This is a genomic window from Curtobacterium sp. VKM Ac-2865, assembly GCF_015350905.1.
Taxonomy (GTDB): domain Bacteria; phylum Actinomycetota; class Actinomycetes; order Actinomycetales; family Microbacteriaceae; genus Curtobacterium.
This window is the reverse complement of sequence record NZ_JADKRZ010000004.1, coordinates 45200-66508: the sequence shown is the minus strand read 5'-3', so window position 1 is coordinate 66508 and position 21309 is coordinate 45200. Positions and strand designations below refer to the sequence as shown.

General features: G+C 70.3%; 23 protein-coding genes. 9 read left to right on the top strand and 14 right to left on the bottom strand.

Annotation, left to right across the window (positions count from 1 at the left end; genetic code table 11):
• Positions 1-5: 5 nt before the first annotated feature.
• The 5 genes from ITJ54_RS11110 to ITJ54_RS11090 form a co-directional block, all read right to left on the bottom strand.
• A complete protein-coding gene (locus ITJ54_RS11110) occupies positions 6-671 on the bottom strand; it encodes an ABC transporter ATP-binding protein (protein WP_194628280.1) in 666 nt (221 codons plus the stop codon).
• Positions 661-2643 (bottom strand): hypothetical protein, encoded by a 1983-nt coding sequence (locus tag ITJ54_RS11105; RefSeq protein WP_194628278.1) that lies wholly within the window; start codon positions 2641-2643, stop codon positions 661-663. The genes ITJ54_RS11110 and ITJ54_RS11105 overlap by 11 nt, the downstream gene beginning before the upstream one ends.
• A gap of 31 nt (positions 2644-2674) precedes the next feature.
• Entirely contained in the window at positions 2675-3112 is a 438-nt protein-coding gene (locus ITJ54_RS11100) for a lactococcin 972 family bacteriocin (protein WP_194628276.1), read from the bottom strand.
• Between the two features lie 264 nt (positions 3113-3376).
• Positions 3377-4849, bottom strand: coding sequence for an MFS transporter (locus ITJ54_RS11095; protein ID WP_194628274.1), 1473 nt, complete (start codon positions 4847-4849; stop codon positions 3377-3379).
• A gap of 44 nt (positions 4850-4893) precedes the next feature.
• Complete coding sequence (locus ITJ54_RS11090; RefSeq protein ID WP_416354903.1) at positions 4894-6426, bottom strand: SDR family NAD(P)-dependent oxidoreductase; 1533 nt, start codon at positions 6424-6426, stop codon at positions 4894-4896.
• A 122-nt stretch (positions 6427-6548) separates the two neighbouring features.
• On the opposite strand from ITJ54_RS11090, the gene ITJ54_RS11085 reads away from it, so the two are divergent.
• Positions 6549-7097, top strand: coding sequence for an alternate-type signal peptide domain-containing protein (locus ITJ54_RS11085; protein ID WP_194628270.1), 549 nt, complete (start codon positions 6549-6551; stop codon positions 7095-7097).
• A gap of 18 nt (positions 7098-7115) precedes the next feature.
• Here ITJ54_RS11085 and ITJ54_RS11080 read toward each other — a convergent pair whose 3' ends face one another.
• Positions 7116-7352, bottom strand: a complete 237-nt coding sequence (locus ITJ54_RS11080; protein WP_194628268.1) for a DUF1059 domain-containing protein — start codon at positions 7350-7352, stop codon at positions 7116-7118.
• 75 nt (positions 7353-7427) lie between these two features.
• Positions 7428-8306 carry a sigma-70 family RNA polymerase sigma factor gene (locus ITJ54_RS11075; RefSeq protein ID WP_323741691.1) on the bottom strand — a complete coding sequence of 293 codons (879 nt, stop codon included), beginning with the start codon at positions 8304-8306 and terminating at the stop codon, positions 7428-7430.
• A gap of 407 nt (positions 8307-8713) precedes the next feature.
• On the opposite strand from ITJ54_RS11075, the gene ITJ54_RS11070 reads away from it, so the two are divergent.
• Together ITJ54_RS11070 and ITJ54_RS18325 are read left to right on the top strand one after the other, a co-directional pair.
• Positions 8714-8887: a hypothetical protein gene (locus tag ITJ54_RS11070; RefSeq protein WP_194628266.1), complete on the top strand. Its 174-nt coding sequence runs from the start codon at positions 8714-8716 to the stop codon at positions 8885-8887.
• A 143-nt stretch (positions 8888-9030) separates the two neighbouring features.
• Positions 9031-9264, top strand: coding sequence for a PLDc N-terminal domain-containing protein (locus ITJ54_RS18325; protein ID WP_194628264.1), 234 nt, complete (start codon positions 9031-9033; stop codon positions 9262-9264).
• A 34-nt stretch (positions 9265-9298) separates the two neighbouring features.
• On the opposite strand, the gene ITJ54_RS11060 is transcribed toward ITJ54_RS18325, so the two are convergent.
• Positions 9299-9829: a helix-turn-helix domain-containing protein gene (locus ITJ54_RS11060; protein WP_323741690.1), complete on the bottom strand. Its 531-nt coding sequence runs from the start codon at positions 9827-9829 to the stop codon at positions 9299-9301.
• A 97-nt stretch (positions 9830-9926) separates the two neighbouring features.
• Here ITJ54_RS11060 and ITJ54_RS11055 point away from each other — a divergent pair, with 97 nt between their 5' ends.
• On the top strand, positions 9927-10865 hold the full coding sequence (locus tag ITJ54_RS11055) for a ketopantoate reductase family protein (protein WP_194628262.1): 939 nt from the start codon (positions 9927-9929) through the stop codon (positions 10863-10865).
• A 49-nt stretch (positions 10866-10914) separates the two neighbouring features.
• On the opposite strand, the gene ITJ54_RS11050 is transcribed toward ITJ54_RS11055, so the two are convergent.
• Together ITJ54_RS11050 and ITJ54_RS11045 are read right to left on the bottom strand one after the other, a co-directional pair.
• Positions 10915-11361, bottom strand: coding sequence for a hypothetical protein (locus ITJ54_RS11050; protein WP_194628260.1), 447 nt, complete (start codon positions 11359-11361; stop codon positions 10915-10917).
• Positions 11362-11435: 74 nt separating this feature from the next.
• A complete protein-coding gene (locus ITJ54_RS11045) occupies positions 11436-12158 on the bottom strand; it encodes a tyrosine-protein phosphatase (RefSeq protein WP_194628258.1) in 723 nt (240 codons plus the stop codon).
• A gap of 66 nt (positions 12159-12224) precedes the next feature.
• On the opposite strand from ITJ54_RS11045, the gene ITJ54_RS11040 reads away from it, so the two are divergent.
• A complete protein-coding gene (locus tag ITJ54_RS11040; RefSeq protein ID WP_194628256.1) occupies positions 12225-12740 on the top strand; it encodes a VanZ family protein in 516 nt (171 codons plus the stop codon).
• 34 nt (positions 12741-12774) lie between these two features.
• On the opposite strand, the gene ITJ54_RS11035 is transcribed toward ITJ54_RS11040, so the two are convergent.
• On the bottom strand, positions 12775-13935 hold the full coding sequence (locus tag ITJ54_RS11035) for an SGNH/GDSL hydrolase family protein (protein ID WP_194628254.1): 1161 nt from the start codon (positions 13933-13935) through the stop codon (positions 12775-12777).
• 174 nt (positions 13936-14109) lie between these two features.
• Positions 14110-15051, bottom strand: coding sequence for a LysR family transcriptional regulator (locus tag ITJ54_RS11030; RefSeq protein ID WP_194628252.1), 942 nt, complete (start codon positions 15049-15051; stop codon positions 14110-14112).
• Positions 15052-15123: 72 nt separating this feature from the next.
• On the opposite strand from ITJ54_RS11030, the gene ITJ54_RS11025 reads away from it, so the two are divergent.
• Complete coding sequence (locus ITJ54_RS11025; protein ID WP_194628250.1) at positions 15124-16140, top strand: putative oxygenase MesX; 1017 nt, start codon at positions 15124-15126, stop codon at positions 16138-16140.
• Between the two features lie 29 nt (positions 16141-16169).
• The gene (locus tag ITJ54_RS11020) at positions 16170-17219 is read left to right on the top strand and encodes a methionine synthase (RefSeq protein ID WP_194628248.1); all 1050 of its coding nucleotides are present in this window, start codon (positions 16170-16172) and stop codon (positions 17217-17219) included.
• Positions 17220-17249: 30 nt separating this feature from the next.
• On the opposite strand, the gene ITJ54_RS11015 is transcribed toward ITJ54_RS11020, so the two are convergent.
• Positions 17250-17870 carry a TetR/AcrR family transcriptional regulator gene (locus ITJ54_RS11015; protein ID WP_194628246.1) on the bottom strand — a complete coding sequence of 207 codons (621 nt, stop codon included), beginning with the start codon at positions 17868-17870 and terminating at the stop codon, positions 17250-17252.
• A 90-nt stretch (positions 17871-17960) separates the two neighbouring features.
• Between ITJ54_RS11015 and ITJ54_RS11010 the strand changes: the two genes are divergently transcribed.
• Positions 17961-19520, top strand: a complete 1560-nt coding sequence (locus ITJ54_RS11010; RefSeq protein WP_228509300.1) for an FAD-dependent oxidoreductase — start codon at positions 17961-17963, stop codon at positions 19518-19520.
• 66 nt (positions 19521-19586) lie between these two features.
• The gene (locus ITJ54_RS11005) at positions 19587-19829 is read left to right on the top strand and encodes a hypothetical protein (RefSeq protein ID WP_194628244.1); all 243 of its coding nucleotides are present in this window, start codon (positions 19587-19589) and stop codon (positions 19827-19829) included.
• Between the two features lie 236 nt (positions 19830-20065).
• Here ITJ54_RS11005 and ITJ54_RS11000 read toward each other — a convergent pair whose 3' ends face one another.
• Positions 20066-21262 (bottom strand): MFS transporter, encoded by a 1197-nt coding sequence (locus ITJ54_RS11000; RefSeq protein ID WP_323741689.1) that lies wholly within the window; start codon positions 21260-21262, stop codon positions 20066-20068.
• Positions 21263-21309 lie beyond the last annotated feature (47 nt).

The following is a 21309-nucleotide window of genomic DNA, read 5'->3' as shown; positions in this document are numbered from 1 at the left end:
AGCCGTCAGATGGACCGCTGCAACAGCGTCGAGGTCGCATCCACGGCGCCGATGACCACCGGGTCGTGGGTCGCCATCACGATCGTTGCACCCTGATCGGAGAGCTCGCGGACGAGGTGCACCACGCGATCCGTCAGCTCCGCGTCCAGGGCGGCGGTTGGCTCGTCCATCAGCACCACCGGCGGCTTGCGCACGAGGACCCTGGCGATCGCGACCCGCTGACGCTCCCCACCGCTCAGCTCAGCGGCTCGTCGCCCCAGGAGCGACTGCGGCAGACGGAGGAGGTCTGCCGCTTCGTCCAGGCTCGACGGCTTGCCGACCGGGATGTGTGGCGCTGCCGCAGCGGCCGCCGTGATGTTGCGACGGACCGTCCACCGGTCGACGAGGCCAGCGTCCTGGAACACGAACGCGACACGGTCGCGGAGGTGTCGACGCAGCTCCGCACCCCGCAGTGCCGTGACGTCGTGGTCGAGGACCCGGATCGTGCCGGCGCTCGGGCGCTCGATCCCCCCGATCATCCGGAGCAGTGTCGACTTCCCGGCGCCCGAAGGTGCGACCACCGCGTGCACGTCACCCGCTCGGACGGTCAGATCGAGGGCGTCGAACAGCAGGCGGCCGCCGACCTCGTGACGGATGCCGATCGCCTCGATAGTATGCTCGCTAGTACCCATGGGAGAGCAACTCCTTCGTCGTGGCGGTCCGAGCGGTGGTGATCCCGGTCGTCAGGACGACCAGCACGACGACCCCACCGAAGACGATCCCCACGGTTCGGGGAATGACGTCAGCGCCCGTGAGGCCGCTCTGCATCGCGAGGACGAGGGCAACCGCGGTCCCCGCCAGGAGTGACGAGATCCGGAACCAGGTCCGGAGATGGACGCGGCTCGGTGATCGTCCGTGCGTGCGGTGGAAGACCAGCCGGTCGCGGTTCGCGAGCACGGAGGCCCGGGTGCGGACGACGAGCATGCCCACCGCAGCGAGGACCCCGGCTGCGCCACCGACCAGTGCGGTGGGGAGCCGCGCTCGGGCCGTCGCGATGCCGCGGTCGATCTGGTCGGCGAGCGAGTCGACCACGTACACGGACCGAGGGACGCCAGCGGCATCGAGCGCCCGGTGTGTCGTTGCGGTGCCACCGGTGAACAGGAGGTCCCCGGCGGAACCGGCGGCGAAGTAGGCGTCGTCGTCGAGGAGACCGGCTGACGCCGGGACGACGACGATGACGGGAGACTCCGAGTACGCCCGGTCGCGCAAGTCGGTCTGGCCGTAGTTGAAGACGGCACCGGGTGTGTACATGGCGACGTGCGGACGTTTCGGCGCCGTCCGGTTCGGGACTTCTCCGAGCGGCTCGCGGAAGGACGTCCGCCACTCGGCCGCGATGGCCGCTGCCCGCGCTGCCTGGTCGCTCGGGACCAGGAGCCCCCACTCCCCGGGCCCGTCCGCTCCGTCGAGCGGATCAGGGAGCTGCCCCCGCGAACGCTCGATGAACGTCGGGTTGGCGACGATCACGTTCGACCCTGGGTCGCCCGGGGTGTACTGATCACCACGAGCCGCGCCGGGCGCCCAGCTGAGGAGGACCCCGCCCGAGGCCTCGGTCGCGCGGACCGCCGAGGCGAACGGCTCCACTGCGTCGTCGAGCGCTGTGGAGCCGTCGAAGCCCTGGAAGATCGTCGTCGTGCACCCTGCACATGCCTGCCAGTCAGGACGGCTGTCGCGGACGACGACGAGCGATCCCCATGCCGTCAAGGCCTGGGCGACGAGGAACACGACGAGCGTCAACGTCAGCACCTGCACGGCTGGCATCAGGACGGCTCCTCTCCCCCACGGCAGCCACCCCGAGAAGGCGGCACGGAACCGCAGGCGGCGCGGCAGCGAACCGGGCAGGCGGGACCCACAGACGAACGCGATCACGAGGGAGCACCACATGGCACCGCTCACGGCGAAGTAGGCGGCCAGCCGGTGGCCTCCGTTGTAGCTGTCGAGCACTGCGATCGCGAACCCGCCGACGACGACGAACGCGCCGGCCGCGAGCAGCACGGACATCCCGACGTCGCGCCCTGACGGCCACCGCACACCGAGGGTCCTGGAGACCGCTGTCACGCGTGCACGCGACGCCGCTCGGACGAACCCGAGCAGCCACGCACCGCTCATCGTGACCGCTGCTGCCGTCACCGTCGGTGTGTACCCGACCATGAACCGGAACAGACTGGCCCACCCGAGCGACTGCACCTGTGCCTCGACACCCGCGCGACCCAACGTCGTCGCGACGTCCTGCAGTGCGCGCGGCGGAAGCGTCGAGAGCCAGCTGCCGCGCGGGTCTCCAGTGGCCTCGAGCTCGGTCGTCAGGGAGACGTCGAACCGCGCGTACTCACCCGACGGGAACGCACGGTCGTGTGCGGCACGGTCGCCGATGACCGGGACCAGCGTCCGCGTCGGAGTCCGCCCCGTCGGGTCCATCCGGACGCGGTAGAAGTTGGCGCCGCGGTGCTCGGCCTCCGACCGGAGGACGTCGACGACACGAGCGGCCTCGTGCGCCTCGGTGATGATCAGTGCCGATCTGATCGTCGCCATCGACTGCGTGTCCTGAACGCTGAGCACGGCAAAGCCGATCAGGAACGAGACCACCGCGGCTGCGAGAGCGGTCCCCACGCGGAGGACGTTCGAGGCCACTCGAGTGCCGTTACTTCGTGTCCCAGAAGGCGGTGTTGCCGCCCGCGGTCCGCAGGACCTGTGCGACGGAGCGCGTGCCCTTCGCCACCCACCCAGAACTCCTGCAGCTCGTCCCGAAGCCGGCGCAGGCCGTCGACTTGTGCGTCTTGCCGCTGTGGTCGTAGTACGAGTACGAGTTCCCGCCGCCGATGCCGTAGATCCACACGCCGCCGCCGACTCGCTGCGTGGTCCGCAGACGCCCGTCGCCCGCCGTGTCGTCCACGATGACCCGTGTCCCCTCGCCGCCGATGATCACGGCGGATCCTCCGGACGCTTGTTCGCCGACGAGGCCCACGCCCGACGCCGATGCCGATGCCGATGCCGTAGCGGGCAGCGCGAGCACGCCGACCAGCGCGGCTCCGAGGGCCACCGTGACGTACTTGCCCTGCTTGAATGTGATGTATCGCATGCAGTGAACGTACAACACCGACGGCGAAAGCGCACCCGTCCAGAACGGGTGGCCGTTCGATGGTCCAGTCCCGATCACCACGACCGACGGGAGGCTCGATGCCAGCTGGCACCGAGCCTACCGTCCGTCTCGGTCTGGCCCCGGCACCCGCAAGCCGACCGCCGGACCGGACTTCGATCTGCGCCGTGACGGATCCGGTCGGCTCGCCCCGAGATCCGCGAACCGGATCCGTCACGTCGCGAAACGAGAACCGCCGTCCGGTGCTCAGACCGTCGCTTCGGTCCCTCGCACCTTCCCGACGACCACGTCGACGATCCCTGCGACCAGCGCCGCCGCGACGAAGCCGAGCGAGACGCCGAGCCCGAGCGGCAGGCCCTTCGCGTAGTCACCGTTCGAGTTCGCCAGGATCGAGTAGAAGACGCTGCCGACCGCAGCGATCCCGACCGCTGACCCGACCCGCGCCCCGACCTGGATGAGCCCGCCAGCCGAGCCGCCCTGTTCGACGGGCACCTCGGAGAGCGTGAGCGTCTGGTTCGGGGAGATCGTCAGGCCGGAGCCGACGCCGGCGACCAGCAGCGGCAGGACGAGCCACCAGCCGAGGTCGGACCGGTAGTGGTTCGCGACCACCCAGATGACCGCACCGAGCCCGAGCAGCACGAGGATCGTCCCGATGACGATGAGCTGCCGGCCGAAGCGGTGCACGATCCGGCCGCCGATGGTCGAGGCGATGCCCGAGCCGATCGCGAAGGGCACCGACGACAGCCCGGCCATCAGCGCCGAGTAGTGCAGCCCCGACTGCAGCGCGAGCGTCAGGACGAAGAACAGCGGGGTGAACCCGGCGAAGTAGAGCGTGGCCAGGCCGACGCCGAGCGAGAAGGAGCGACGGCGGAAGAGCCCGAGGTCGATCAGGGGCTCCTTGGTCCGCTCGTAGCGCCGCTCCCACAGGACGAAGAGCGCACCGAGCACGACGGCGACGACCACGAGCCACCACTTCGTGTTCCCCTTCCACTCCGAGGACTGCACGAAGGGCAGGAGCAGGGCGACCACCGCGGCGCCGAGCAGCACGATGCCGACCGGGTCGAAGTCGTGCTTCCGTCCCCGCTCGGTGCTGCTCATGCCCGGCAGGTAGCGGAAGGCCAGGAGGATCGTGACGAGCCCGACGGGCAGGTTCACGAAGAAGACGAAGCGCCAGCCGTTCTCGGTGCCGAACGCGGTGATGAGCAGGCCGCCGATGAGCGGACCGATCGCGGTCGCGATGCCCACCGTCGCACCGAAGAGCCCGAAGGCGGTGCCACGTTCCTTGCCGCGGAACAGCTGCTGGATGAGCGCGGTGACCTGCGGGGTGAGCAGACCGCCCGCGAGCCCCTGCACCAGGCGGGCGATCACCAGGACGATGCCGTTGGGCGCGAACCCGCACAGGGCACTCGCGACGGTGAAGAGCCCGACCCCGATGACGAACATCCGGCGACGGCCCGTGGCGTCACCGAGTCGTCCGCCGGGCACGAGCAGCAGCCCGAAGGACAGGGCGTACCCGGACAGGATCCACTGGACGGCCTCGGGCGAGGTGCCGGGGAGCCCGGTCGAGATCGACTGCAGCGCGACGTTCACGATCGAGACGTCGAGGAGCACGATCCCGCCGCCGAGCAGGCAGATGACGAGGGCTTTCCAGCGGTTCGGATCCGGCTGGTCGGAGGGAGCCACGTCGGACTCAGGAGTTGTGCGATCTTCAGCTGTCATGACGACCCCACGCTAGGCTCGCGCGCCTGCCCGTGGTGCCGGGATCACCACGAACTGGGTTGGTAGTCCTTCAGGAAGACGCCGAACACGTCTTCACCCGCCTCGCCCCGCACGATCGGGTCGTAGACGCGTGCCGCTCCGTCGACCAGGTCGAGCGGAGCGTGGAAGCCCTCCTCCGCCAGCCGCACCTTCGTCGGGTGCGGCCGCTCGTCCGTGATCCACCCGGTGTCGACGCTCGTCATCAGGATCCGGTCCGTCTCGAACATCTCCTGCGCACTCGTCCGCGTCAGCATGTTGACCGCGGCCTTCGCCATGTTCGTGTGCGGATGCCCCGGCCCCTTGTACGCACGGCCGAACACCCCTTCCATGGCGCTCACGTTCACCACGTAGGTCCGGCGGGCAGCACTCGCTGCCATCGCCGCGCGGAGCTTCGAGATCAGGATGAACGGCGCCGTCGTGTTCGCGAGCTGGACTTCGAGCATCTCGAGCGGGTCCACCTCGTCGACCTGCTGCGTCCAGGAGTTCACGTCGTGCAGGTCGGGGACGAGACCGCCGGCGTCGATCGCCGTGCCCCCGGCGAGCCGTTCGAGCGAGCTCGAGCCCGGGGCCAGTGCCTGCTCGGTGAGCTCCTCGGCCCGGGCCGCAGCGGCTGCGAGCACGGGGTGCGCCGTGACCGAGCGTGCGAGGGCCAGCGGGTGCTCGTCGTTCGTGTGCCCGAACGTCACCAGCTCGGGCAGCGGCCCGTCCGGCAGCGGGGCGAGTTCGGCGTCGGCGAGGGGCTGGTACGCACCGGGCGACCGACGGACCGTCTGCGTGGCGTTGTTCACCAGGATGTCGAGGGGGCCGGACGCGGCCACGTCCTCGGCGAGCCCGATGACCTGGGCGGGGTCGCGCAGGTCGATGCCGACGACCTTCAGGCGCGAGATCCAGTCGGCGGAGTCGGGGAGGCTCGTGAACCGGCGCACCGCGTCGCGCGGGAACCGGGTCGTGATGGTGGTGTGGGCGCCGTCGCGCAGCAGGCGGAGCGCGATGTACATCCCGATCTTCGCGCGTCCGCCGGTGAGCAGCGCACGCTTGCCCGTCAGGTCGGTCCGGGCGTCGCGCTTGGCGTGGCTCATCGCCGCGCACGCGGGGCACAGCTGGTGGTAGAACGCGTCGACGACCGTGTACTGCTGCTTGCACATGTAGCAGGGGCGCGCCTTCAGCAGGGTGCCGGCGGTGGCCGCCGCCGTCGAGGTGCTGATGGGGACCCCACGGGTCTCGTCGTCGATCCGGTCCGCGGCGCCCGTCGCGGTCGCGGCGATCACGCGGCGATCAGCGTCAGCGATGACCGCCCGCTTCTCGAGCCGGTGCGCCCGCTTGACGGCCTTGAACATCTTCGCGGTCGCCTGACGCACACGGACGAAGTCGGGGTGCGCCTCGTCGATCTCGGTCAGCTGCTCGAGGACCCGGAGCGTGACGGCGAGGTCCTCGGGAGGGATGCTGCTGGGGTCGAGGGGCTCGGAGGTCACACGAGATTCTACGGTCGAACGGCCGACCGCCGACCGACGGGGGCCTCCCCACTGCCGCACAGCCATGTACCGCGACCCATCGGCACACCCTCGTTCTGGGGGCCGGTGAAGTGGACGAGGCCCGTGTCCGCACTTCGGGGGACCGGTACGTTCAGGGCATTCCGCGAACCCGACCCGAACGGAACCCCATGCTCAAGATCGTCAACGGCACCGTCGCCGGGGCCGCCGGCATCGCCCTGCTCCTCGGTGGAGCGAGCACCTTCGCCCTCTGGAACGCCGACGCCGAGACCCAGCCCTCAACCGTCAGCTCGGGCACGCTCGCCCTGTCCGCGAACTCCGACGGCGTCTGGACGGACATCACGAGCGGCCGCTCCGACGTCGTGGACATCGCGAACGTGCGCATGGTGCCGGGCAACACGTACCAGTTCCACCAGACGCTGAACGTCACCGCGACCGGGGACGACCTCTCCGCCGACCTGTCCTGGACGCCGCAGAGCATCACCGGCGACGCCGACCTCATCGCCGCCTCGACCCAGTCGCTCGGCGTCTCGTCGACGAGCTCGTCGCTGGCCCCTGCTGGCCGGACCACCTGGACCGTCGAGCCCACGGCGGGGACCTCGGTGCTCGACGTGACCTACACGATCGGGCTGTCGTCGGACGTGACCACTGGCAAGGCGCAGACGATCGACCTGAGCGGGCTGACGTTCACGCTGACGCAGAACCCCATCGAGGACTGACCGGAGCGAGGCCGCTCGTCACGCGGCGGGGAGATCCGCGTAGGCCCGTTTGACGCCGTTGTACCAGTCCATCGACTGCTTCGGGTGCCGCCACCGCCCCTTCATCTCGTCGCGCGCCGCGGCGTGCGAGGCGTCACCGGCCTTGACCGCGTCCCTGAGGTGCCGGTCCTGCGCCTTGATGACCTGGTCGGCGGTCGTGCCCTGGTGCTCGAGCGTGCAGGGGCCGCCGAGATCGCGGCACGTCATGGTCTTCATGGTCTCCTCGTTCCCGCTGTCACGTCCGCGACAGCTCTCACCTGTTCGACGGACGAGGGTGCTTGAACGTGACCGTCAGGCCTCATCCGACGTCGAACCGGGCGTGTCGGACTCGTCGGGTCGACGCACCACGGTGGCCAGGACCTCCGGCTGCGCCCGGAAGACGATCGCCTCGACCACCCCACGGTCGACGGTGAAGTCGAACGCGACCATCGCCCGTCCGCGCTGGAACCACGCCGCCCCCGGTCGCCCGTCCACGAGCACCGGCAGGGCCGCGCGCGCACTGCCGTCGAAGAAGCCAGCGACCTGCTCCCGACCCTCGATCCGCTCGGGTGTCCCTGCGGCGATCGCGGCGGCATCAGCACGCACGGTCGCACCGGGAGCGAGGAGCGTCAACAGGCGTGTGAGGTCGCTCCCCCGCGCTGCCGCCATGAAGGCGTCGACCACCTGCCGATCGGACAGCCGGCCACCGGTCTCCGCGCCGGCGGTCTTCGCCCGAGCGCGGGACGCGAGCTTGCGCGCGGCGCTCGACGTCCGCCCGAGGACGTCCCCGATCGTGTCGAAGTCGAACCCGAAGGACTCGTGCAGCACCAGGGCGACGCGTTCGTTCGGCGTCAGACGGTCCACGACCACGTGGAGTGCCTGCCCGATCGCCTCCCGCTGCAGCGCTGAGCCCTCGGGGTCCTGACCGAGCGCCGACGACGGTGCCTGTTCGGTGAGCGTCCCGTCCACGTCCGCTGGCGTTGGGATGCGCGCGCGGAGGCGGTCGAGGCACAGCCGCGTCGTCACCGTGGTGAGCCATGCAGCGGGGTTCTCGATCACGGTGACGGCCTCGTGCCACCTGATCCAGGCGAGCTGGACGACGTCCTCGGCCTCGTGTCGGTCGTCGAGGATCCGAGCGGCGATGCCCGTCAGCCGGCCCCGCTCGCGCTCGAAGTCCTCCGCCTGCGCCACGGCGCCACCATAGCCGCGACGCGACGCGAGGCGGACTGGCGCCGAGGGCCTGTCGATCGGCATCACGGCAGCTGTCCTGCTCCTCATGGTCGGAGCGATCCTGCTCGGCACCAACCGCAACCGGCGGAAGCAGCACTGACCAGTCGGCCCCGGCAGCTCCACTGTTGCCGCGGCTCGGCGCTTGCCGCTCACCTGCGCGACCGACTCACCGCCGTTGCGTGTTCCACGGGTGCCCGGCAGGCTGGGACACATCCCGGCGAGCGGTGCCGGGACGGAAGGAGACGACGATGCACTCCCCCGGCCGGAGAGCGGCACACCTCGTGGGCCGCTGGACGCCCGCAGTCGTGACACTCGGAGGAGTCACGGCAGCACTGATCGCGTACGCATGGTCTGCGCCGACGATCGCGGTGGTCCTGCTGCTCGCGACGCTGCTCGTCAGCGCTCTCTCAAGGCCCGTCATCGGCAACACCCCGGTCACGGAGCCGACGTCGCCCGTCGATCCCGCAGCAGTGCGGCGCTACCGCCAGGAGCATCCGGGCTCGACCATCAGCGAAGCCGTCGCCGCGGTCTCTCGCGGCTGAAGTCCGATCCAGGCACGGTTCTCCAGTCCGTCATCCTCGATCGTCGAAGACGCTCGCCAAGTCATCCGCAGAGCGGACGCCGCCCGACACGCGCCGCCCTATCGTGGACGCGATGCGCCTCGGCGCGAAGACAGGAGAACGACGTGCTTGAGAACCTCGCCGGCGCACATGTACTGGTGATCCTGATCATCCTCGTGCTGGACGCCCTCGCACTGGTACAGGTCTGGCGTGACCGCCGCCGGAGCGACCTCGTCAAGGTGCTCTGGACCGTGGCCATCGTCGCGCTCCCCGTCATCGGCGTGCTCGGCTGGGCCGTCAACTGGCTGGTCGGACGCGCCGCCGACCGCCTCAACCGCCCCGCCGGTCCGACCGCGTAGCGCGGACGCCCAGCTCCGAGCCGACCGCACGCGATCAGCGCGCCCGGAGCCCCCGCAGCACCAGCTCCACCAACCCCCGCGCCTCCGCCGCCCACTCCGGCCGGTCGGTCGCGGACCCGATGCCGTGCAGCGCGACGAGCACAGCGCCCGGAGTCGCTTCCGCGCGGATCGCCCCCTCGGCGACGGCAGCCGTCATCAGGTCGCCGAGCGTCCGCTCGAGCTCGCTGCCGCCCTCGGCCTGCGTCGCCGGGTCGACGACGGACGCAAGGGTCCGAGCCAGCGCAGCGTGCTCGACCACGTACTCCACGAACGTGTGCAGGAACACCTCGAGACGCTCGGCCGCAGGCCGCTCAGAGTCACGGGCCTCTCCGCAGAGCGCCTCGACCTCGCCCTGGTAGACCGCGGCCGCCAGCGCCTCCCGGGTCGGGAAGTGGCGGTACAGCGTCCCGACCCCGACACCGGCACGCATGGCGAAGTCGTCGAACCGGAGTTGTTCGTCCTGTTCGAACACCGTCCGAGCCGCCGCGATGATCGCGTCCCGGTTCCGGCGGGCATCAGCGCGCACTGGTTCTCCTCGATCGGGCAGCAGTCATTGACAAGTGGAGACCGTCTCCGTATCGTCGCAAGTGGAGACGGCCTCCAACTTAGCGGACAGGTGTGCGATGCGGATCCTCATGTTCGGCCGCGGTGTCATCGCGACCATCTACGGCCAGGCCTTCCAGCAGGCAGGCCATGAGGTGGACCACCACGTGCGCCCAGGCCGCGCTGCCGAGTACGGCGACACCGTCGAGATGGACGTCGTCGATGGACGCCACGGACTCCTCGGCCGCCGGAGCACATCCTTCTACCGGACGAGGCTCCGTGAGTCGGTCCACCCGGACGATGGCTACGACCTCGTCGTCCTCAGCGTCGGCCACCACCGACTCCGCGAAGCCGCCGCCTTCCTGGCGCCCCGCATCGGCGACGCGACGGTCGTGGTCCTCGGCAACGTCTGGGAGGAACCGCTCGATGCCGTCGCCCCGATCCCCGCTGACCAGGTGGTGTTCGGCTTCCCCGGCGCGGGCGGCGGCTTCAGTGACGACGGCGTCCTGCATGGCGGAGTCCTCCGATCGGTCACCCTGGCAGCGCCGGCAACCGGTCACGACCGACGCGGACAGGAGGCCCGGCTCGCCTTCCGACAGGCGGGTTTCGCCGTCAGAGACCAGCGGGACATGCGCGGATGGCTCTGGCTGCACGTCGTCCTGGACGCCGGCATGTTCTCCGCTGCCCTGCAGCACGGTGGGCTCGCGGCCATGATCGGGGACCGGCGGGCGCTCAGCGACGCGTTCCAGACGAGTCGGGAGCTCCTCCCGGTCCTCGAAGCACGGGGCGTCGACCTCAGCCTCCACCGAACGGCGACGGTCCCCGCGCGGTTCTCCCGGATGACGGGGACCATGCTCGCACTGGCCACCCGCCTCGTCCCGATCGCCCGAGCGAGCCTCGCAGGGCATGGTGACCCGAACGCCGCGGAACCCCGCGCGGTCATCGCCGACACCCTGCGCACCGCACGCGATCTCGGAATCGCGACCCCGCGCCTCCAGCGAATCGCCGCGCGCCGCTGAGATCCGCCCGGAGCGAGCGCGCGTCAGCCCGTCAACCGGTCAGAGCGCGTCAGCGGATCAGGCCCCGCCGCCGCCACCCGCTCTGCTCGAGCACCGTCCGGAGCGGGACCTTGAGCTCCTCCGGCCGGAACCGGTGCGGCGGCGTCGCGCTCCCGGTCCGTCGCTTGCGTTCGGCTCGTTGCACCAGCGTGACGATGAGGGACACGAGGTTGAGGTTGGAGTTGCGGCTGTACCCGCGGTAGGCGCGCAACGCCCCGTTGTTGTACCCGACGTCACGTTCCGAGCAGCGGAACGTGCCCGTCGACGGGTCGAGCGTGACGACGTACCGGAAGTTCGACGATGCTCCGCCGTCACCGAGCATCGGTCCGACAGCCGGGTCGTCGTAGTTCCACCGGCCCGTGATCGTCGCCCCCTCGATCACGTAGACGGACGGGGCCCCCGGGGCGTTGAGGGCGGCGACGCGTGGCATGAGCTCGTGGATCGGCGCTGCAGACATGGCTCCCCCTTGCGATCACCGGCGATCGATGACCGGGACAAGACTGCGGGAACACCGACGCGGGGGCAATCGCATCAGCGCTCCGTCAGACGTGCGCGCAGCCGGGACCGCAGGTCGGCGTCAGCCCCGATGGTCGCGAAGGCGGCGTCGACGTCGGCAGCTACGTCCTCGACGATCAGAGCAGTCGCGGCGATCCACTCGTCGACCTCGTCCGTCCCCCAGGTGGCCTGCCGGTCGTTGGGCGCGTGCGTCTTCGCCCCCGCCATAGCCCGGACCGACTCCGCGTAGTCGGCAGCGACCACTGCGGGGGAAACCCCCGCGTTGCTGAGCAGGAGCGCGCTGACCATGCCAGTGCGGTCTCGGCCAGCACTGCAGTGCACCAGGAGTCCGTGCGGAGCGTCCGCGATCGCGGTCAACGTCGCGAGCACGAGGTGCGGCAGGATGCGCCAGTTGTGGCGCCAGTACTCCGGCGAGTCCAGGATCGGGAAGCACGTCTCACGGAACTCGGGATCGTCCTGGTCCTCCGTGGGCGCGCTCACCACCGGCACCGCCTCGCGCGTCTCCAGCGAGACGACCGGGTCCCCGTCGCGGACGCCGATCTCGTCCGCACAGCGGAGGTCGACGACGGCCGCGAGGCCCCAGCCGCGGGCGTCCCGCCATCCGGCCTCGGTCAGCAGCTCGCGGCGCGGCCCTCGCGCTACCCTGCCGAAGCGCGTCGCCCCGGTCGCGGACAGGGGCGTCGGGAGTCCGCCCAGGTCACGGGCGTTCAGGTACCCGTCCCACACGAGGTCTCGCACGCAGACACCATAGCGACGAGCGCATCGGTGCCGCCGGCCTGCATCAACGATGGGAGGATCTCCTCCGTGATCACGACCTTCCTCGTCAACCACGCGTCGGCCGTGAAGGTGCTCTTCTGGGTCGTCCTGGTCGCACTCACGGCCCTGGGGTGGTTCGCGTACCGCCAGCGGGCTCGGCGGATGCTCATGACGCTCGCCGTCATCAGCGCGGTGGGGGTGTTCGCGCTGACCATGACCCCGGCGGGCGACGGCGGCAACGGGACCTTCTGCACGGTGCAGTTCTCGATCCCGTTCCAGGGCATCGACACGCTCGCCAACGTCGCGCTCCTGTTCCCGCTGACGCTCTTCGCCGCGCTGCGCACGAGCCGTCCGGTCGCCGTCGTGGCTGCGGCGTCGGGGCTGTCCGCCGCCATCGAGCTCGTCCAGGCGCTGCTGCCGGACCTCGGCAGGGCGTGTGACACGAACGACTGGTTCATGAACACGGTCGGAGCCGTGCTCGCCGGCCTCGTCAGCGCCGGCATCATCGCCGTCGACCGCCGCCGGCGCACGCAGCCGGTCCACCCGGGCGCATCGACGCCCTAGCTGGGGACCACCGCTCGCAGCGAGGGGCGGCCGGTCAGTCCTCGTGCGCGGCGAGCGTGGACAGCACGAGCTTCGCGATCCGCCGCTGGCCCGTGTCGTTCGGGTGCAGACCGTCCGTCGAGTAGATCCCGGTGCCGGAGTACGTGGCCTTCGGGAAGGTGTCGTCCATGCTGACGTACGCGGCCCCGGCAGCGGCAGCGGCCTTCTTCGTCGCGGAGAGGTAGCTCGACCAGGGGCTCGACATGTTGTTCGTCATCGCGGGCGCCGGCGTGAACTCGCCGATCACGAGCAGCGAGGGCTTGGTGGGCAGTGCGGCGAGCGCCTCGAGGAACGCCTGGTACTGCCTGCCGAGTTCCGCGGGCGTGACGTGCTGCGAGTCGTTGCCGCCCAGCGTGATGGTGACCAGGCTCGGCCCGGCGCGGCGCATGGCCCGCAGGAAGCCGGCCTGGTCCTCGGTGAAGGTCGCGATCGTCGCCCCGGAGTGCGCCGAGTCGTACAGCTGGATGCCCTTGTCCCGATCGCCGTCGTAGACCGTGAAGCCCTGCAGCGAGAACGGGTCCACCGCGGTGACGGTGACGGCGTGCTCCCCACGCGGCAGGTCGTCCACCTTCGTGACGGTCCCCGTGCTGGCCTTCCCCGTCGTCGACACCGTCTTCGGTGCGCCGCCGTCGATGCTGTAGGTGAAGTCGCCCGACCCCTGGTACCGCGCCCACCAGATGTCGATCCCGGTCCCGGTGAACGGGTAGGTCCGCGACGCACCCGCCTGCATGGCGACCGCCCGGTAGCCCAGGTCGGGGACGGTCACGTCGTACTGGCTCGACCCCGTCTTCGACGTCGCCCAGTCGCCCCAGGTCGAGTCCGGCGCGTAGACGGCGAACTGCGCGGGCAGGTACCCGGCACCGCCGCGGGCTCCCGAGGTCGGGTGGCGCGTCCGGAGCTGGTCGAGCGTCAGGTCCATCCAGCGCGTGGAACGGGCAGAAGCGCCCTGGCCCTCGGTGATCGAGTCCCCGAGCGCGACCCACTTCGCGGGAGCATCGGAACGGTCGGCGACGGCGGCGTTCCAGGCGGCGAGGGGCTCGCGCTCGGCGGGCTTCGTCGAGGCACACCCGGTCGCGACCGTCGCGACCAGGGCGACGAGCAGCCCGGCAATCAAGCGCGGTGCCGTTCGGGACGGTCGTCGGGTCAGGTCGAGCACGGTGCCTCCGCATGCGGTTCGGGATGTCGCGCACGACCGAGGTCCTGGCCGGGCCAGGGTAACTGGCCGAACCTGGCAGCGGCGGCGCAGCCGCCGTCCAGCGCACCCCGGATGCGGACGGACTGGAGGCTCGTGGCGGGCCCGCCACGAGCCTCCAGTCCGGTGTCCACCCGCTCACCCGAGCGGCTCGACGCCGTAGCTGGTGACCACCGCCCGCAGCTCGTCCAGGTACGCCTGCGCCTGCACGGTGAGGGGGACCGAGGCGTGGGCGATCCACCCGATCTCGATGCGTTCGTCGACGTCGAGCGGGATGGCGACGATCTCGGGGTCGAGGTCGTCGCTGATGAGACCGGTCGAGATCGTGTACCCGCCCAGGCCGATCATCAGGTTGAAGATCGTCGCCCGGTCCGACACCCGGATCTCCCGCTTGCTCGACATCGTCGACAGGATCTCCTCGGCCAGGTAGAAGGAGTTGTTCGCGCCCTGGTCGAACGTCAGCCGAGGCAGGTCTGCCAGGTCGGCGAGGGTCGCCCGCTTCCGTGACGCGAGCGGGTTCCTGCGAGCCACGAAGATGTGCGGCTGGGCGACGAACAGCGGGGTGAAGACGACCCCGGCGTCCCGCAGCAGCTTGCCGAGGACCTGCCGGTTGAAGTCGTTGCGGTAGAGGATGCCCACCTCGCTCCGGAGCGTGCGGACGTCCTCGATGATGTCCCACGTGCGTGTCTCACGGAGCGAGAACTCGTACTCGTCCGCAGCCGCCGCCTCGACCATGCGGACGAAGGCCTCCACCGCGAACGAGTAGTGCTGCGCCGACACCCCGAGCAGCCGACGCGACGCCTGGCCACCGACCCAGCGCTGCTCGAGCAGGGAGACCTGCTCGACGACCTGGCGGGCGTACCCGAGGAACTCGACGCCGTCGACGGTGAGCACGACGCCGCGGGCCGAGCGGGTGAACAGGGGGCGTCCGATCCGCGTCTCGAGGTCCTTCATCGCCGCGGACAGAGTCGGCTGCGCGACGTAGAGGAGGTCGGCTGCTGCGCTGATCGAGCCCTCGGTGGCGACCTCGATGAAGTACCGGAGCTGCTGCAGGGAGATGTCGTTCGAGACCCGGGCCATAGGCGCAGGCTATACCGCCGCATAGCGTCTCGGTATTACCTGATGACCCACGTCTGCCGTCATGCTCGGGGGATGGCGAATGACCTGACCTTCAGCACCACGCGGACGCGGTTCGACGAGGACTACTCCCCCGCGGACAGCTCCCGGTTGACCACGAACTTCGCCAACCTGGCGCGCGGCGAGCACCGCCAGCAGAACCTCCGCAACGCCATCGGCATGATCGATCGGCGCTGCAACGAGCTGGCGGCGGCGGGCGCGGCCGGCCTGGCCGGCTCGGCCAGCTCAGCCGGCTCGGCCGGGGATCGGTACCGCGTCGAGCTCGACATCGTCTCGGTCACGGCGCACTTCGTCGACGGCGGTGCTTCCGGCGAGTTCCCCCTGCTCGAGATGCTCGACGTCGCGGTCCTCGACCAGCACACCGGCGAGCGCCACCAGGGGATCCTGGGCAACAACTTCTCGTCGTACCTGCGCGACTACGACTTCGCCGTCCTGCTGCCGTCGGTGTCCTCGGTCCCGTCCGACTTCGGCGAGCTCCACGGGCAGCTCTTCCAGCGCTTCCTGGAGTCCTCGGCGTTCCACTCGGACTTCAGCGCCGAGCCCGTCGTGTGCATCAGCGTCTCGACGAGCCAGACCTACCGGCAGACCGAGTACGTGCACCCGGCCCTCGGCGCCGAGTACGAGCACGAGCACTCCTCCCTCACCGACGACTACTTCGGTCGGATGGGGATGCAGGTGCGCTACTTCATGCCCGCCGGCGGGAAGGCCCCGCTCGCGTTCTACTCCCGCGGCGACGTGGCGAACGACTACTCGGACCTGCAGCTCATCGGCACGATCAGCACCATGGAGACGTTCCAGAAGATCTACCGACCGGAGATCTACAACGCCGACACGGCCGCGCCGAGCACCTACCGCCCGAGCCTGGCGCACACGGACTACTCGGTGCCGCCCGTCTCCTACGACCGCGAGGAACGCAGCCGCCTCGCGATCACCCAGGGCCGGTACACCGAGGAGCACCTCGTCAGGCCGCACCGAGCACTCCTCGAGCAGTGGGCCTTGTCGCCCACAGCTCAGGCCGCTCTCACCCACTGACCTCCCCCAACGACAGGAACCACCTGCACATGAGCACCCTCCTGCCCACCTCGATCGTCGGCAGCCTGCCGAAACCGTCCTGGCTCGCCGAGCCCGAGAAGCTCTGGTCCCCCTGGCGGTTGGACGGCGCAGCACTGACCGAGGGCAAGCAGGACGCACTCCGCGCCGCGGTCCACGAGCAGGAGCGCGCCGGCCTCGACATCGTCAGCGACGGCGAGCAGACCCGCCAGCACTTCGTCACGACGTTCATCGAGCACCTCGACGGCGTCGACCTCGACCGCAAGGAGACCGTCCGGATCCGTGACCGGTACGACGCTGCCGTTCCGACCGTCGTCGGCGCCGTCAGCCGCCGGGCGCCCGTGTTCGTGGACGACGCCGCGTTCCTCCGCGCCCAGACCGACCGCCCGATCAAGTGGGCGCTCCCCGGCCCGATGACCATGATCGACACCCTCTCCGACCAGCACTACAAGAGCCGCGAGAAGCTGGCGTGGGAGTTCGCCACGATCCTCAACCAGGAGGCGCGGGAGCTCGAAGCCGCCGGCGTCGACGTCATCCAGTTCGACGAGCCCGCCTTCACCGTCTTCCACGACGAGGTGCAGGACTGGGGCGTCGCCGCACTCGAGCGCGCTGCCGAGGGCCTCCGCGCCGAGACCGCCGTGCACATCTGTTACGGCTACGGCATCGAGGCAAACAACAAGTGGAAGGAGACGCTCGGGGCCGAGTGGCGCCAGTACGAGCAGTCCTTCCCGCTCCTGCAGCAGTCGTCCATCGACATCGTCTCGCTCGAGTGCATCCACTCCCACGTCCCGCTCGAGCTCGTCGAGCTCATCCGCGGGAAGAAGGTCATGCTCGGCGCCATCGACGTCGCGACCGAGACCGTCGAGACCCCGGAAGAGGTCGCGGAGGTGCTCCGTCGCGCCCTGGAGTTCGTCGACGCCGACAAGCTCATCCCGAGTTCCAACTGCGGCATGGCTCCGCTCGCGCGGGGTGCCGCGCTCGACAAGCTCGGCGCGCTGTCGGCCGGAGCGGACATCGTCCGGGCGGAGCTCGTCGGCGCCGCTGTCCCGTCGGGACGATAGCCCGACGCTGAGCGGACCGCAGCGCTCAGCTCACGAAGCCGCGCGCTCGGCGCCGTACGCGTGGACGAAGGCGTCCACGCCGTCGACGAAGACCGCGTCGACGGCGGCGGCGTCGAGTTCCGGTGCGTTCAGTGCCAGGAGGAACGTCAGCGCGGTGAAGTGCTCGGAGGCCCGACGCGGGTTCGCCGCGCGGATCACGCCGGCTTCGGCCAGATCGCCGAACCGGGCCGCGATGACCTGCTCGGGGCCATGTGCCAGATCCGTCCCGGACGCGGGGACCGACCGACCCGACTCGAGGAGCAGCTTCACCACTGCGTAGTCAGACGACTGCAGCGCCTGGGTGGCGATCCGTCGTGTGAACGCCAGGAGCGCGGTGGTGAGATCGCGATCCACCCGGAGCTCCTGCTCAACAGCTTCCTCGACGGACGACATCAACGCCACGGCCGCCTGCTCCACGACGCTGGCGAACAGGCCGTCCTTGTCCGCGAAGTGGTCGTAGACCGTCCGCTTGGAGACGCCCGCCTGCGCGGCGACGGCATCGACGGACGTGCGGTCGTAGCCGTCCACCAGGAAGCGGTCCCGGGCAGCGTCGAGCATCGCCGCCCGCTTCCGCTCGGAGCTCGGGCGGAGAGCACGGGTGGGAACGGACATACCCCGACTGTAGCCATCGAGTTTTGCAACTACACGGTGTAGTGTGAAAACTCCGGCCCAACCCCGTGCTCCGAATCGGAAGGCAGCGTCATGCCTCGTACCACCCCCATCACCCCGAGCCCGAGCCCGACCACCATGACGGACGTCGTGGTCATCGGTGCCGGCCCCACGGGGCTCACGCTCGCCTGCGACCTCGCCCGACGCGGAACCCGTGTCCGCGTCATCGAGCGGTTCGACGTCCCGAGCGTCGCCTCGCGCGGGAAGGGCCTGCAACCACGGAGTCTCGAGGTGTTCGACGACCTCGGCGTCGCGGACGAGGTCCTGACGCGTGGCGTCACGAAGCTGCCGGTCCGCATGATCACCGACGACGGCACGGTGATCGACCGAGAACCCATCACCGTTCCGGTGTCCGACCCGACCACGACCGCGTACCCGGAGACGCTCTGGATCAGCGAGTTCGACGTCGAGGGCCCGCTCCGGGACCGTCTGGCACTCGATGGTGTCCACGTCGAGTTCGGCACCGCCGCCACCGACATCGACCAGCAGGCCGACTTCGTCGACGTGCTGGTCGACGGACCGAACGGCCCGGAGACGATCCGCGCCCGATGGGTCGTCGGCGCCGACGGAGGCAGGAGCACGGTCCGTCACGCGCTCGGCGTGGCGTTCGACGGGTTCACGATGCACGACCGCTGGTACCTCGGCGACGTCCGTCTCGAAGGACTCGACCACGGGCGGCAGTACATCCTGCCGACCAGCGACGGCATGATCGGCCTCACTCCGCTCCCCACGACGGACCTCTGGCAGTGGCAGTCGACGACCGAGGCCGGCGACGGCGCGGAACCGCCGTCGCTCGAGCTGTACCAGCAGCTGCTCGACGACCACCTCGGGAAGGACCGGGTGACCCTGAAGGAAGCGACCTGGCTCTCGCTCTACCGCGCCAACGTCCGTCTCGCAGCCCAGTACCGCGTCGGGCGTGTGTTCCTGGCCGGCGATGCAGCCCACGCGCACTCGCCAGCGGGAGGGCAGGGCATGAACACCGGGATCCAGGACAGCTGGAACCTCGGGTGGAAGCTCGCCGCAGTCGTCCAGGGCGCGGACCCCGTCCTCCTCGACACGTACGAGCTGGAGCGCCGACCGATCGCCGCCTCCGTCCTCGAGATGAGCACGGACAAGATGCACACGTTCCGCGCCGGCGCGACCGGTGGCGCGGAAGGAGTCGACCGCGGACTCGACAGCATGGGCGGTGACGACACGACCGGACTGTCCCTGCGCTACGCCCCGAACACCCTGTCCCTCGACGACCAGCCCGCCGTCCGCGCACCGTACGCGACGGGTCTCCGGGGCCTCGGCTTCGCCGGATCGACCTTCGACCTCCTCCGAGGCCCCCACTGGACGATCTTCGTGTTCTCGGACCACCCCGAGGACATGCGACCGCTCGAAGCCTCGCCTGCAGACGTCCACGTCCATCGGATCGGCGCCGGAGCGATCGAGGACTCCCGAGGCCAGGCTGCAACCCGGTACGCGCCGGCCCACGACGCTGTCGTGCTCATCCGCCCGGACGGCTACATCGCCGCCCGCCGGCCCGTCTCCGCAGCCGCCGCCGTCCTCGCGCACATCCGGACCGTCGAGGCGGAGGTCGTCCCCGCCTGAGTCCACCCTCCGGTGTGCGTAACCGCACTGGTGCGGTGACCCCCACGCGGATGGTCGTGTGGACCCATGGAACGAGATCCCGAACCGTCGGCAGGTGCAGTCGCTCCGGCCGCCTCGAGGGATGCGTACCGCTCCTGGCTCGTCGCACCTGCGATCGTCGTCCTGCTCGGCCTGGCGATCACGTCCGGGCTGCCGTCACAGATCGCCCGCACCGTCCTCACGCCGGTCGCCGCCGTGTACGAGCACCTCGTGTGCGGGATGCAGCACGCCGTCAACGACATCGCCGACACCGGTTCCTCCTGCCACTGACGACGACACCGTCATCCGCCGAGTCCGGCGGTCGTGGTGGCACCGCCGACGGGCGTGACGGTGACGGCCGTGCCATCGACGGACTGGAGGCCGTGCTCACCAGGTGAGCACGGCCTCCAGTCCGTCACGTGGTCCGGCCAGGACCGCTGGCGGCTCCGTCGGACACCCGAGGCGATGACGAGCACCGGTTGGAGGCTCGGTGCCAGCTGGCACCGAGCCTCCAGTCGCGAATCTGCTCAGTTCCGGTCGGCCGCGAACGCCGACCGGCGGCCACGGAGGGTGATGAGCAGGGCGATCACGCCCAGTCCCGCCATCAGCACCGCGAGCACCAGGGCGTCGAAGCGCTCGAGCAGCACCGCTCCGATCACGCCAGCGGCGAAGATCGCGAGGTTGAACGCCACGGGGAGGAACGAGTTCGCGACGTCCGAGTTCTCGCGACCGGAGCGACTGAGCGCTGACTGGAGCTGGGCGGAGGCCCCACCGAAGGTGATGCCCCACAGCACGCTCGCCACCAGGACGAGAGCTGGCGCTCCGCGACCCACGAGCAGGATCAGCCCCGCGACGACGAACACCGCGATGCTCAGGTGCAGCAGCGCTCTCGGCCAGCGGTCGATGCAGGCCGCGGTGATCGCGACGCCGATGATGGAGGAGACGCCGTAGACCAGGAGCACGAGGTCCGGACTGAGGCCCGAGCCACCGTCGCGCAGGAACGGTGCGATGTAGGTGTAGATCGTGTTGTGCGCGAGCATCCAGACGAAGATCACCAGACACACGATCGCGACGCCGGGCATCGCGAAGACGCGCGCCAACGGCAGGCTCCCCACCGCGGTCCTCGGCTGACCGGGCGCGTCCGGCACGAACAGGGCGATCAGCACGAACGTGACCAGCGCGATCAGGCTCAGCCCGCCGAAGGACCAGCGCCAGTCGAACGTCGTCCCGAGCCAGGCACCCAGTGGCGTGCCGAGGGCGAAGCCGACCGGAGCGCCGACCGAGACGATCGACAGCGCCAGCCCGGAGCGGTCGCGCGGGCTGATCCGACGACCGTAGGCGGCGAGCATCCCCCAGATGACCCCGGTGAACGCACCGGCGAAGAACCGGGACACGAGCGACACGACGACGTCGCTGGAGAGGGCCGTGACGGTGTTCGCGGCGATGAGGCACGCGATCGTCACGAGGATCAGCGGCTTGCGGCGGAAACCGCGGGTCAGGCTGATCGCGGGGATCGTCACGATCACCGTGCCGAGCGCCCAGACGCTGATGAACTGTCCGACGGTCCCCTCACTGATCCCCATGCCCTCGGCGATGACCGGCAGGAGGCCGGCGGGCATCGTCTCGGCGGCCACGAGGACGAACCCCATCGTGGCGAGGAGCGCGAGGGCGAGCCAGGGCATGGCGCGGGGTTCGTCAGGAGCGCTCTGGTCGGGGAGGCGCACGGGTACAGTGGATGGCATGGGTCCTACGGAGGCTCGGGGCGGTGTCG

What these genes read in the sequence shown, in the direction of transcription:
- ITJ54_RS11110 (WP_194628280.1), bottom strand. Translation starts at nt 671, where the DNA reads ATGGGTACTAGCGAGCATACTATCGAGGCGATCGGCATCCGTCACGAG.
- ITJ54_RS11100 (WP_194628276.1), bottom strand. Translation starts at nt 3,112, where the DNA reads ATGCGATACATCACATTCAAGCAGGGCAAGTACGTCACGGTGGCCCTC.
- ITJ54_RS11095 (WP_194628274.1), bottom strand. Translation starts at nt 4,849, where the DNA reads ATGACAGCTGAAGATCGCACAACTCCTGAGTCCGACGTGGCTCCCTCC.
- ITJ54_RS11090 (WP_416354903.1), bottom strand. Translation starts at nt 6,426, where the DNA reads ATGGCTGTGCGGCAGTGGGGAGGCCCCCGTCGGTCGGCGGTCGGCCGT.
- ITJ54_RS11085 (WP_194628270.1), top strand. Translation starts at nt 6,549, where the DNA reads ATGCTCAAGATCGTCAACGGCACCGTCGCCGGGGCCGCCGGCATCGCC.
- ITJ54_RS11080 (WP_194628268.1), bottom strand. Translation starts at nt 7,352, where the DNA reads ATGAAGACCATGACGTGCCGCGATCTCGGCGGCCCCTGCACGCTCGAG.
- ITJ54_RS11055 (WP_194628262.1), top strand. Translation starts at nt 9,927, where the DNA reads ATGCGGATCCTCATGTTCGGCCGCGGTGTCATCGCGACCATCTACGGC.
- ITJ54_RS11050 (WP_194628260.1), bottom strand. Translation starts at nt 11,361, where the DNA reads ATGTCTGCAGCGCCGATCCACGAGCTCATGCCACGCGTCGCCGCCCTC.
- ITJ54_RS11030 (WP_194628252.1), bottom strand. Translation starts at nt 15,051, where the DNA reads ATGGCCCGGGTCTCGAACGACATCTCCCTGCAGCAGCTCCGGTACTTC.
- ITJ54_RS11025 (WP_194628250.1), top strand. Translation starts at nt 15,124, where the DNA reads ATGGCGAATGACCTGACCTTCAGCACCACGCGGACGCGGTTCGACGAG.
- ITJ54_RS11020 (WP_194628248.1), top strand. Translation starts at nt 16,170, where the DNA reads ATGAGCACCCTCCTGCCCACCTCGATCGTCGGCAGCCTGCCGAAACCG.
- ITJ54_RS11015 (WP_194628246.1), bottom strand. Translation starts at nt 17,870, where the DNA reads ATGTCCGTTCCCACCCGTGCTCTCCGCCCGAGCTCCGAGCGGAAGCGG.
- ITJ54_RS11010 (WP_228509300.1), top strand. Translation starts at nt 17,961, where the DNA reads ATGCCTCGTACCACCCCCATCACCCCGAGCCCGAGCCCGACCACCATG.
- ITJ54_RS11005 (WP_194628244.1), top strand. Translation starts at nt 19,587, where the DNA reads ATGGAACGAGATCCCGAACCGTCGGCAGGTGCAGTCGCTCCGGCCGCC.